Source organism: Neobacillus terrisolis (genome assembly GCF_051233475.1).
Lineage (GTDB): Bacteria > Bacillota > Bacilli > Bacillales > Cytobacillaceae > Bacillus_BU.
Window position 1 is genome coordinate 54,333 of record NZ_JBKFGH010000027.1, and the last position, 12,482, is coordinate 66,814.

Sequence of the window (12,482 nt, forward strand, 5' to 3'; positions counted from 1 at the left end):
AAGCAATGTCTGTGCATATCGCCCATTGCTATACTGAACATGCAAATAAACGTGAGACGGAGGAATTTTTCATGACATTACTAGAGGTGAAAAATCTAAAAAAAGTGTACACAACCCGTTTTGGCGGAAATCATGTTCAAGCACTTACAGATGTTTGCTTTTCAGTTGAAGCAGGGGAATATGTTGCGATTATGGGCGAATCCGGTTCCGGAAAGACAACGCTTTTAAATATTTTAGCAGCACTTGATAAACCGACCAGCGGTGAGGTTTTCCTTAATGGAAACGATATCGTTTCTATCAGCGAAAAAGAAATTTCAGCCTTTCGCCGGCAGAATCTCGGTTTTGTTTTTCAAGACTTTAACTTGCTCGACACCTTTTCACTGCAGGACAATATCTTTTTACCGCTCGTCTTATCCGATACATCCTACAGTGAAATGAGCAAGCGCTTAAAGCCGCTTGCCGAAAAATTGAGGATCATGGACATCTTAACAAAATTCCCATATGAGGTTTCCGGCGGTCAAAAGCAGCGGGCAGCGGTTGCAAGAGCCTTAATTACGAATCCGAAGCTCGTTCTTGCCGATGAGCCGACCGGAGCCTTGGATTCACGTGCCTCTGATGATCTACTGCAGATTTTTTCACAAATTAACCAAGAAGGGCAAACAGTTCTGATGGTTACCCACAGTACAAAGGCTGCAAGCCACGCCAACCGCGTTCTGTTTATCAAAGATGGAGCGGTGTTCCATCAAATTTATAAAGGGTCCTTATCCAATGAAGCGATGTATCAAAAAATTTCGGATACATTAAATATCATTGCAACGGGCGGTGGCAGAAATGAGTAAATTTTTCTATCCCAAACTGGCCCTAACCAATATCAATAAACAGCGGAAGACATATATCCCTTATATTCTTACCTGTATCTGTACGATTGCGATGTTTTATATCATGCATTTTATATCTGGAAATCCGGGTCTGAAAGAGATGTCCGGCGGTGATTCTTTAATGCAGATTTTATTTTTAGGCAACATTGTCATTGGGATTTTTTCAGTCATTTTTTTGTTTTATACTAACAGCTTTTTAATCAAGCGACGGAAAAAGGAATTTGGGCTATTTAACATTCTTGGAATGGAGAAAAAGCACATCGCTAGAGTGGTTATATGGGAGACTTTTTTCGTCACTGTCATCAGTATGATCCCGGGGTTAGTAAGCGGAATGGTCCTGAGCAAGTTAATGTTTCTGCTTTTAAATAACATCTTACGTTTTGAAGTGCCGCTCACGCATTTTGTTTCGGTAAAATCTATCGGAATGACCTTGGTCCTTTTTTTGGGCATTTTCACCCTATCGCTTCTCAATAATTTACGGTATATCCATCTGGCAAAACCGATTGAATTGCTGCGTGGCGGTCAGGTCGGTGAAAAAGAACCAAAAACGAAATGGATTCTCATCTTCATCGGTGTGGCAACACTATCATCCGGATACTACATCGCACTGGTAACCGAATCACCTTTAGCTGCGTTAACTAAATTTTTCTTTGCCGTATTGCTCGTCATTATCGGAACATACGCCTTGTATACGGCCGGCACGATCGCCTTGTTAAAATTATTACGAAAAAACAAAAACTTCTATTATCAAACAAAGCATTTCATTAGTGTATCAGGCATGATTTATCGGATGAAACAAAACGCAGTAGGCCTAGCCAATATTTGTATTCTATCAACCATGGTATTGGTCATGTTGTCAACCACCTTGTCCCTCTATATTGGGATGGAAGATCTATTGAAAAATCGCTTTCCAAAAGAGATTGATATTACAGCTAATAATTTTTCTGAAGAACAGGAACTGGCTGTGGAAAAAATGGTTCAGGAGGAAGCTGGAAAATATCAAATCAAATTAAAGGACCAAGTGTCATATCGCTCTGCAGCCTTTCCTACACTAAAAGTGGGAAACACATTTAAAACAGATCGCACAACCAAAAAGTCAATTTCAAAAATTACGATGATTGAACTACTCCCGCTTGATGAGTACAACCAGTTGGAGAATCTCTCCACTCCCCTGAAAGACAACGAGGTACTTCTGTACACTTTTAGGGGCGACCCTGTTAAAAATAACATAACAATCGCAGGACATGAATTTCAAATTAAAGAACAGATAAAAGACTTATCAATCAATGGCGATGCATCAGCAATGTTGACAGACTGTTATTTTGTTGTTGTAAAAGATGTAGAAACAATTAAAGACCTATACCCTGTTGGGGAGTGGAATGCGGTGGAATGGAAGGATTTATCCTTCTATTACGGCTTTGACGCTGAAGGAAGCCCTGAAAACGAGATTGCCTTAACAAAAGCTTTATCGCAAAAGTTGAATCAATTGTCCATCGATGGTTCTGCGGAAGGAAGAGAAGAATCAAGGGAATCTTTTTATTCCTTATACGGAGGTTTATTCTTCCTCGGTCTTTTTCTTGGCACCTTATTCATCATGGCAACCGTCTTGATTATGTACTATAAGCAAATATCAGAAGGCTATGATGACAAAGAACGATTTGCGATTATGCAAAAAGTCGGTTTAAGTAGAGAAGAAATTAAAAAGTCAATTATGAGCCAGGTGCTGATTGTATTTTTCCTTCCGCTTGTTTCAGCAGTTATTCACATCGCCTTTGCCTTCAAGGTCATTACAAAACTACTGGCATTGTTAAACTTAACAAATATTAATCTCTTTGTCTTATGTACAGCAGCAACCATTTTCATCTTTGCCGCGTTTTATGCATTGGTTTATACATTAACAGCAAGAGAATATTATAAGATCGTTAGTTAGGGGCGGAGCCTGATAAGGCTTTGCCCTCTTTTTTATTTTGGCGAGGGCATTTTTTCGCGCGGGTCCTGAGAATAATAAGCGGAGATTTTCCGTCTAATTTAAAAATGTGAACATAAATGGGGAAAATAAGCGGAGATTTTCCCTCTAACTGCTCAAAATAAGCCAAAATCCAAGGACTTGGATGAGATAAGCGGAAAAACTCCCTTTATTTTTAAGGAAATATCGATATTTCCCAATTTAACGGGAATTTCTCCGTCTATTTTCAAAACACAGTGAAAATCAACCTTCAGTAATACCCGAGCCTTTATAGAACCTGCCCAGTGTTTAATGATTAATGTATGTAAACTCTCTAAAAGTAAAAAACATCTGCCGCATCCTTGCAATACAGATGTTTTCTGATATTTATGTATCGCCAATTCCCGTTTTAAAAAACCCATATGAACAGCTTAGCCATCAAGTACCCAACTAACCCACAGAATGGGAATGTCAGCACCCAGGTCAGTACCATTTCACGGACAACGCCAAAATTGACATCTTTGATATTCTTTGCAGCTCCCACGCCCATAATCGCAGTTGTGATTGTATGTGTTGTCGAAACCGGTATTCCAGTGGCAGTTGAAAGAAATAAACACGTAACCCCTGCTAATTCAGCAGAAAACCCCTGATATTTTTCCAACTTAACCATATCCATCCCGACAGACTTGATTATACGATAGCCACCGATTGATGTGCCAAGCCCCATTACTGCAGCACAAATTACCATGAGCCATAACGGAATGATCACTTCGGCTGTTTCTGCCTGGCCTTTGGCAAGAAACATTCCAAGCAAGAATATACCAATGAATTTTTGACCATCCTGTGCACCATGCATAAACGCCATGCCTGCCGCGGAAAAAATCTGAGCTTTTCCAAAAAACTTACCCGATTTGTAATGATCCATACGCCTGAACAGAAGTTCAACAAGCCTCACCATCACAAAACCCAACACAAAACCCAAGCCAGTTGATAGACCTAAACCATAGAGAACCTTGATCCACTCACTGCCATTAATTCCAGAGAATCCTCCCTGTAAAGCAATGGCTGCTCCCGAAACCCCGGCAATTAAGGCGTGACTTTCACTTGTTGGAATTCCAAATACCCAAGCTGCAGTTGCCCAAAGCACAATCGCGATCATTGCGGCACATAATGCGACCAACGCATCATCTACATTCCCATGAAAATCAACCATATTGTAAATGGTCTCAGCCACCTTTTGATTGACCAAAGTCATCGTAAGTACACCAAGCAGGTTGAACACCGCCGCCATGAAAATGGCTGAACCCGGACGAATTGAACGGGTGGAAACACTAGTGGCTATGGCGTTGGGAGCATCCGTCCATCCATTGACAATAATGACGCCCAATGTCAGGATTGTCGTGATGATCAATGCTGGATATTCACTTAATTGAGAAATGAAATCCAATAACGTTATTTCCATAGGATCGGACTTCCATGAAAGTAATATTTGCATTGTGCCAATTGAATTTCCAACATTATTATCAACTTCCTTCGGTTCAAATTTTTTCCGGAGTGTGGATGCTGTTTGCCCTGTTGTGTCGGTCAAATGAAAAGCTACTCTTTCATCCCAAATCTCGTAATAACGTTAATCGTAACCTTGATTGAAAACATGGGGATGGTGCTTTTATTCTCTTAATTTATTCTAATAACTCACACTAAAAGGTAGTTTCTTCTATATAATAGTTTAATTGATTAAATAATTGTAAGTCATTCCTTTACTTTCTCCTTTGATAATTGGGTTCTTATTCTTTTCGGTAAAAGCTGTATTTTTGCATTCATTCATAAAAAAAAATAATCCAGTTCTTCCTCATAACCGATATCTCTCATAAATCTATTAACAGATTGGCGTTGAATGGTTTGAGATTGACCTAATTTAATCTGGGATAAGTGAAGCTGCGCTGCATTAAAAGCATGTTTGACAGTTGTGTTTAACTGAAGCTTTTGGTCAACTCTTGCTGAAGCATTCATGTTTGTTCGCGCAATATCAAATAAATAAACACCCATGGCGTGTAATAGTTTATTATTTTTTTTATCTACTAAATTTCTTATTTCAGCACGAATGTCCTTTAATGATGTCTCCATTAATTGAATGTGTAAACCACTACTGATGTTATATCTAGTTTTCAACTCATCAATAAGTAATTTATGTTGAATGGCATTATCTATTTCACCAATCAGCTCCTGCATGTCTTCATCAAACATCACGATAGAATCCATCGTTATGAGACCAGGTGGTCGATAGTAAACCAGCAAATGGCCTAGCTCATGTGCTTCGGCTTCTATGCGTTCTTTACTCGATAAGGATTCAAGAATGTAAATCTGCCAAACGTTTCCCTCATTTATAGCTTGAGCGGGGCTCTGTGCAAACAAACAATAAGCTTCTGCTTTTTCCCTTGGTATAAGATGAACATGATAGTTACATAAAGACTCCACATCTAATCTTAATCGTTCTAATGAATTTAGCATTAAAGTTATCCCCCTTATTTGTCGTTCGCTTACATCTGAAAAAATGTAAAGCAGTGAGGTAAAAACTTTGATGATTAGAAACTCATAAGAATTAAGTGTTATCAAAATCTGTCATCCTAAATCCGTATTCATAAGATTCATCTATAAACAGATATTTTTTATAAAATACCCCTAAAACTTTTTTTGCATTTTTAGTACTAAAATTCAGAGATTAATTTTTTCATATATTTTACCTCCATTATAAATTACAAAATCCTTCCAATACAAAAATAAATAAACGACATTCTTATGACGAATGCCGTTGTAAAAAAATGAAAGGCTAACTAAAACTGCAACACCAATAAAAAATGAGTTCCTGCCTAAAAAAAGGTGACAGGCCCTTCCAGAAAACTGGATGGTACCTGTCACCTCACATCTCTCTTCTATACTGTTTGTAATACCTCTTCCTCCTGGTGGATAGGAGGAACGATGGATTCAAGATAATATGCTTTTTCAAAGCCGTCTCGGGTAGCCTCGCCAAGCGAGCTAAAGCCTGCTGCATCACCTAATACAAACACATTTTCCAGCTGTACCTTTAATGCTTCCTCTAATGGGTTGTAGGCTTCAACACCCATAGCAACAATGATAAAGTCTGTTTCAAATTCTGACTGTTTCCCAGAAGCTAAGTCCGCTACCATTACACGGTCTGGAAGGATTCGTTCAACTTTGTGGTCAGTAACAATGTTGACATTTACTTGTTTCAGCTTCTCAAGCAATCTCAATCTCGTATCAGGTCCAATTCTCTGGCTTGCTTTTGTAGGAATTTCGACAAAGGTGACATCATTCCCAGCTTCGGCAAGGCGACGATTTGTTCCATGACAGATCATACCGCTTCCGATCACTGTCACTTTACTATTAGTAAATTCTTTTTTCTGTAACTTTACATCTTCATAAGTATAAACATGGGCTAAATCATTGCCCTCTACCTGTGGGAGCTTAGGTCTTCCGCCTGTTGCCAATATAACAGCATATGGATTTAGAGCAGTAATCGCTTCAACAGTGGCCGCTGTATTCATGCGGACATCAATATTTAGACGTTTCATTTCATTGCTGAGATACTTAACGTGCCACATCATTTTCTCTAGATAATTTGGATCAGAAACAAGGTGCAATTGGCCTCCAAGCTTGTCTTCTTTTTCAAAAAGAGTTACATGATAACCTTTTAATGATAGATTTCGAGCCGCTTCCATTCCACCTGGACCTCCGCCAACAACTACAACATGGCGTTTTTCGTCAGCATGAATTGGGAGCAGTTCCTTAAACTCTAATTCTCGGCCTGCTCTTGCATTAATGGAACAATGAATGTGTGAACCACCCATAGCTGAATGGATACAATGGAGACAGTTAATACATTTTCTAATTTCTGCCTCGCGTCCTTCCATTGTTTTGTTTACCCACTCAGGATCAGCGATTAATCCTCTGCCGATGGCCACAAAGTCTGCATTTCCCTCAGCCAAAATGGCTTCAACAAATTGCGGTTCACGAATGGATCCAACCGTGATGACTGGAATATTAACCTCTTTTTTAATCGCCTCGGCCAAATAGACTCTCCAGCCTTGTTCAAATAACGGCGATTCAATAATTTTGTCCATAGATTCATAGGTACCACAACTTATATCCAGTCCATCGACTCCTAATTTTTCCAAGTACCGACAAATCTTTTTACCTAACTCTAAATCGATGCCGCCTTCGACAAATTCATCAACACTTAGACGGACGATAACAGGGTAATCCCCACCGCACTTTTCTCGAATACTGAAAATGATTTCCTCAATAAATCTCATTCGATTCTCAAAGCTTCCCCCGTATTCATCAGTCCGCAAATTTGTTTGAGGACTTAAGAACTGGTTAATTAAATAGCCATGGGCACCATGAACTTCCACGCCATCAATCCCCGCTTGCTTACATCTAACGGCAGTCTGCACGAATTTATTGACCAACTCTTTTACTTCCGCAGTTGTTAATTCCCGAGGTTCTTCACCTATTGCAGCACTGGCAAGATTACTAGGAGCAACGATTTGTTTCCCATTGATTAATGCGGAGCTTGACTGCCGGCCGGCATGATGGATTTGCACAAAAGTCTTTGCTCCATATTGATGGACCGCTTCGGCTATACGATGAATCCCCGGGATGAAGCGATCGTCGTCCAGCCTTAATTGTCTAATAAATCCTTTCCCGTATTCATAATCAATACAGGTAAATTCAACAATAATTAACCCTGCTCCACCCTTCGCTCTTTCTTCATAATAGGCGACAAGTTGATCAGTTACCTCCCCTTCAGGACCAGCTAAATTCGTTCCCATCGGTGGCATGACGACTCTGTTTTTCAGTGTTAAGTTACCTATTTTACCTTCTTTGAATATGTTTTTATAATGCATAAGTTGGCCTCCCTTATTTCATTTTTGTGAACTAATTCACATTCACTGTCTAGCTTTATTTTATAGGTAATTAACAGAAATTGTTATCCTTTCATTTGATAGATTCGTGACAATAGTATGTGAAATTTATGGGGAATTGTAAGGATGAGAACTTAGGCGGAGACTTTCCGGCTAATGATTATTGTGGAGACTTAGAATACATATATAAACGGAGATATTCCGACTAACTCCTCTAAATAAGTCAAAATCTAATGCTTTGGGTAATATAAGCGGAAAAACTCCCTTTATTTTTAAGGAAATAAGGGTATTTCCCAATTTAAACGGAATTATTCCGTTTATTTTTCAAACACAGAGAAGAACAACATTCAAGTTTAACATAGCCTTTCGTTTTAATCCCCTGGTACCACTCCTATTTAGTAAAGCAAAATAAAAAATGAGTTCCAAACCCCTAATAAGGAATCTGGAACTCATACTTTTATATTTTATAAATCCGAAACAATGAGATAAGTTAAACGAATCGGTCCATGTACGCCCCATACCTTGTTTAACTCAATGTCAGAGGAACTACTTGAACCACAAATAAAGTTAATGGCTGCAGGATTGATTCCTTGCTTTGACATTTCATGAAGTTTTTGCATTCCTTGTGTTAAACGAGGAACGATTGTACTTTGCGGTACTATACAAACATAATTTAAAGGCAGGAAGTTTGACGATCTTCCTTTTCCCAACTTATCAATGACAGTGTAAGAAGCTGTTTCAGCAATTGAAAGATCACTAATACACACGCCATAAGACGCATTCAATGCCTTATCAATATTTTCACGGCCTTTTTCATCAGTCCAAACATACGCATCTTTCAACGCATCATTTAGACCCCATTCTGCAAAACGCTCATCATTCCAAGCGATAATTGGGCCTGTTCCATGTTCCACTAGTTTCTCAGCAACCGTTTTTGCAAGATCTTTTTTCTCGATAATTAAGGAATCAATCTTACCACCAGATCCTGCTTTGTTAACTTGAGCATTCTTATGGAATTCTTCAGCTAGTTGTTCTTGAGTAAAGCCTTTATAAATTTCAAGCTGAGGTTTGCTTGATAATTCAGGATGCACAACCTCTTTCGGCATTGGGCGACCAAGTATATTTGAAAGGTTAGAAATAAATGACTCTCTATTTAAAATTTGCCCTTGTACCATTACTTATCTCCTCCCTTACTTCTTGATTCATACCAATCTCTGAAACGTGTTTTTTCCAATGCAGGCAAGTCACGTTTGTCTGTCCAACCTTTAAGAATGCTAACACCTTTTTTAATTTTTCCATCTTCCATCAATGGTTTTGTCATTAATGGCGCAATACTTGTTCCTAGCTTGTACATCCAAGGACGGCTTAGAACCATACCTGCTCCGGACATACTTGCACCCCAGAATGCAGAAGCCTTCTTTTCTTCAGCTAATACACGCTTGTGCTCATGGATTAATGAGTGCAACGGGATATTAGATGGACAAACTTCTGTACACTCACCACAAAGTGAACACATATATGGAAGTTCTTTAAAGTCATCATAGCCTGCAAGTAATGGCGTTAATACCACGCCAAGTGGTCCAGAATAGATCGCATTATAAGAGTGGCCACCAACTTGTCGATAGACTGGACAGACATTTAAACATGCAGCACAGCGCATACATTGTAATACTTCTCTGAATTGAGACTGTAATACTTTAGAACGTCCATTATCAACGATTACCACGTGAAATTCTTTAGCACCATCCGCAGCGCCTTCTTCAGTAATCCCGTTTACAAATGTGGTATAGCTTGTATTTTTTGCCCCTACTGCACTTCTAGCTAATAAGCTAATACAGATATCTGCATCTTCATAGGTCGCAACAATACGTTCCATACCCATAACAGCTACCTGTAATTCAGGTGCTGATGTACAAAGGTCGATATTTCCTTCATTACTAATTAATGAAATCGCTCCAGATTCAGCAATAGCAAAGTTACATCCGTAAATTCCCATATCAGCCGTTACATACTCATTACGCAGTGAAGCACGAGCGAATGCAGCTAAGTCTTCGGGAATATCGTTGCCAGTATATCCATTCTTGGCAAAAACATCACGAATTTGGGTTTTGTTTAAATGTAAAGATGGCACGACCATATGTGAAGGTGGATTCCAGTCATCTAATTGCAAAATGTATTCAGCTAAGTCGGTTTCTTTTACATCTACACCAGCATCCATCATTGCATGGTTAAGTCCAATTTCCTCTGTAACCATCGATTTAGCTTTTACAACTTTTTTAACGCCTCTTTCTATTGCTAGATTGGTAACATACTGAGAGGCTTCCTTAGCATCCTTGGCAAAAAATACGTTACCTCCATTTTTGATAACGTTTTCAGAAAACTGGGTTAAATAGAAATCTAAGTTTTCAAGAACGTGGGCACGAACTTCTCCTGATAGTTTTTGCCACTCACGGAAATTACCATCTCCCAATTGTGATAGCACGTTCGTTCTATTTTTACTAATTAAATCTTGAGCTTTCACCATTGCCGCACGCATGAAATCATCGTTTAGATTCTTTTCAAGATTTTTCTCAAAAGTTTGGTCATTAATCTTAATTCCCATGTTGGCTCCCCTTACTATTTAGAATTTAGCACTTCAGCAATATGCATTACTTTGATATCTGAACCAAGTCTACTTAAACGGCCACCAATATTCATTAGACAAGCGAAGTCTGCGCCTATCAAATAATCAGGGTTCGCTTCCATAATGTATCTTGCTTTTTCATCCGCAACTTCAGCTGAAATGTCCCCCATTTTTACAGAGAACGTACCGCCAAACCCGCAACACTTATGTGAATTGTGGAAATCTACTAATTCTAGACCATCTACTTTCGAAAGAAGTTGTAATGGCTGTTCTTTCACTTTTAAAAATCTTGATGTATGGCAGTTGTGGTGGTAAACAGCCTTTCCTGGAAGTTTCGCAGAAAAGTCATCTACATTAATCACTTCGATTAGGAATTGTGATAATTCGTATGTTTTTGCTGCAACTTTTTCCGCTCTTTCTTTCCACTCTTTATCATCAGCTAAAATATGTGGATATTCTTTAACAAAATAAACACAAGAACCTGAAGGCGAAACAATCGCATCAGCATGTTCAAATGTTTCGATAAAGTGTTTGATTGTGTTTTTGGTTTTCTCTACGTATCCAGTGTTGTAAGTAGGTTGCCCGCAACATGTTTGTTGCTTAGGATAATCGATTTCATGACCCAGACCTTCAAGTAGTTCAACAGTTGCTTTACCGACATTCATTGCCATAAAATCGACAATACAGGTTGTAAATAATGTTACTTTCATGTCAAATCTCCCCTGCGATTTAGTAATATCAACGTTATTATACTAAAAAAATAACTAATCTTGTTGCGAAAATTCGACAATTTTCTATAAAAACTTAAAATATAGTATAAATAAAGAAACCTCACCCTAATTGCGGTGAGGTTTCTCCTATTCATATGTAGTTAACAAAGCCGAAATAGTGTCATACTAGTATAATTTATTGGTGGGGCACCTTTAACGGAAAACCTTTGTCAAACTTGTTAGGCTGATTCCTTGGCGATTCCAAGAACCTCGCAAATTCAGGTTCTTTTCAACCTAATAATGAGTTTGGCGATTTTCGCGGACACAGAAGACCTTATTTTTAATAAAAACACCATTTTACTAGACTTTCCGGACATAGGATCTCTTATTTATGTAGAAATCATCAAAAAAACCCCATTTTTGAACGAATAGCGGATCTGGTGTCCGCTTAACCTATCAAAACCGGACTTTTGGTCAAAATAACGGAACTGGTGTCCGCTAACATAACACTTCACATCAACCTTTATGTAAATTTATCAATTTGGCACCAATTGAAGAGGACGTCACTAGGACTCCTCGAGGTTTCTGCGATTCATAGAGTTGTTTCACAAGAGGATGAAAAAGTTGATTTTTTAAGTTTTTGCTATTTAACTATTAACCCTACCCCTACTCAAATCGGCTGCATAAATGCGAGAGCTATTTCCCCATGGATGATAACCTGTTCCAATATGTTCGAATCCGTATTTTTCATAAAAGCCAATATGTTCTGTACAGAGATATAAGTTAGAAAATCCTCCTGCTTTGGCATCATTCTTTGCCCTTTCTAACAATAAAGATCCATAACTGTTTCCTCTATATTCTTCTTCAATGTAAACAGCACACACCCAGGGATACAGGTCCATGCGGCTAATGAAATCATTTGTGATCAGTCCGGCACAGCCAATTATTTTTTCAGCATCCATCAATAGATACCATTGCGGTAAGGGATTATGGGAAGTAATACAATGTGTTATACAATCCTCATAGACCTTCATGCTATTTTCATTTGCCCATTTGCTTTGGAAATATTTTATGGCTTCATCATTAAATTCAGGATTTTTTCGCACAGATATGATTTTCATTTCCACTACTCCCTGTTGTATTTATTAAAGGTCAACTATGTTATCATTCAAAAAAATAAGCGCTGATCCTGTTTCAACTAAACCGAATGAATTTAGCGGACATACGTTCCGTTATTTGCGTAAGAAAGTGTTAATTTACTATTTGAGAGGACATACGTTCCGTTATTTAGCTTTTTAGGCTGTCTTTTGATTGATTTTTCTACAAATAAGGTACTCTGTGTCCGGGAACATTCCGAAAATAGCCATTTTTATTAAAATAGCG

Annotated in this window: 9 protein-coding genes; 2 read left to right on the forward strand and 7 right to left on the reverse strand. The window is 38.5% G+C overall.

Annotation, left to right across the window (positions count from 1 at the left end; all coding sequences use genetic code 11):
• The first annotated feature begins 71 nt into the window (after positions 1 to 71).
• Both ACI48O_RS16785 and ACI48O_RS16790 read left to right on the forward strand, forming a co-directional pair.
• Entirely contained in the window at positions 72 to 839 is a 768-nt protein-coding gene (locus ACI48O_RS16785) for an ABC transporter ATP-binding protein (RefSeq protein ID WP_435562998.1), read from the forward strand.
• Positions 832 to 2,808: an FtsX-like permease family protein gene (locus ACI48O_RS16790; protein WP_435562999.1), complete on the forward strand. Its 1,977-nt coding sequence runs from the start codon at positions 832 to 834 to the stop codon at positions 2,806 to 2,808. Before ACI48O_RS16785 ends, ACI48O_RS16790 begins: the two co-directional genes overlap by 8 nt.
• A 424-nt stretch (positions 2,809 to 3,232) precedes the next feature.
• On the opposite strand, the gene ACI48O_RS16795 is transcribed toward ACI48O_RS16790, so the two are convergent.
• The 7 genes from ACI48O_RS16795 to ACI48O_RS16825 form a co-directional block, all read right to left on the reverse strand.
• Complete coding sequence (locus ACI48O_RS16795; protein ID WP_435563000.1) at positions 3,233 to 4,411, reverse strand: inorganic phosphate transporter; 1,179 nt, start codon at positions 4,409 to 4,411, stop codon at positions 3,233 to 3,235.
• A gap of 233 nt (positions 4,412 to 4,644) precedes the next feature.
• Complete coding sequence (locus ACI48O_RS16800) at positions 4,645 to 5,331, reverse strand: hypothetical protein (RefSeq protein ID WP_435563001.1); 687 nt, start codon at positions 5,329 to 5,331, stop codon at positions 4,645 to 4,647.
• 422 nt (positions 5,332 to 5,753) lie between these two features.
• A complete protein-coding gene (locus tag ACI48O_RS16805) occupies positions 5,754 to 7,748 on the reverse strand; it encodes an oxidoreductase (RefSeq protein WP_435563002.1) in 1,995 nt (664 codons plus the stop codon).
• 482 nt (positions 7,749 to 8,230) lie between these two features.
• Positions 8,231 to 8,941, reverse strand: a complete 711-nt coding sequence (locus ACI48O_RS16810; RefSeq protein ID WP_435563003.1) for a LutC/YkgG family protein — start codon at positions 8,939 to 8,941, stop codon at positions 8,231 to 8,233.
• Entirely contained in the window at positions 8,941 to 10,368 is a 1,428-nt protein-coding gene (locus ACI48O_RS16815) for a LutB/LldF family L-lactate oxidation iron-sulfur protein (protein WP_435563004.1), read from the reverse strand. Before ACI48O_RS16815 ends, ACI48O_RS16810 begins: the two co-directional genes overlap by 1 nt.
• Positions 10,369 to 10,382: 14 nt before the next feature.
• A complete protein-coding gene (locus ACI48O_RS16820) occupies positions 10,383 to 11,099 on the reverse strand; it encodes a (Fe-S)-binding protein (protein ID WP_435563005.1) in 717 nt (238 codons plus the stop codon).
• 647 nt (positions 11,100 to 11,746) lie between these two features.
• Entirely contained in the window at positions 11,747 to 12,220 is a 474-nt protein-coding gene (locus ACI48O_RS16825; protein WP_435563006.1) for a GNAT family N-acetyltransferase, read from the reverse strand.
• Positions 12,221 to 12,482: the final 262 nt, after the last annotated feature.

Coding starts and splice junctions, on each gene's coding strand:
- ACI48O_RS16810 (WP_435563003.1), bottom strand. CDS start 8,941: ATGGTACAAGGGCAAATTTTAAATAGAGAGTCATTTATTTCTAACCTT.
- ACI48O_RS16800 (WP_435563001.1), bottom strand. CDS start 5,331: ATGCTAAATTCATTAGAACGATTAAGATTAGATGTGGAGTCTTTATGT.
- ACI48O_RS16785 (WP_435562998.1), top strand. CDS start 72: ATGACATTACTAGAGGTGAAAAATCTAAAAAAAGTGTACACAACCCGT.
- ACI48O_RS16790 (WP_435562999.1), top strand. CDS start 832: ATGAGTAAATTTTTCTATCCCAAACTGGCCCTAACCAATATCAATAAA.
- ACI48O_RS16815 (WP_435563004.1), bottom strand. CDS start 10,368: ATGGGAATTAAGATTAATGACCAAACTTTTGAGAAAAATCTTGAAAAG.
- ACI48O_RS16805 (WP_435563002.1), bottom strand. CDS start 7,748: ATGCATTATAAAAACATATTCAAAGAAGGTAAAATAGGTAACTTAACA.
- ACI48O_RS16825 (WP_435563006.1), bottom strand. CDS start 12,220: ATGAAAATCATATCTGTGCGAAAAAATCCTGAATTTAATGATGAAGCC.
- ACI48O_RS16820 (WP_435563005.1), bottom strand. CDS start 11,099: ATGAAAGTAACATTATTTACAACCTGTATTGTCGATTTTATGGCAATG.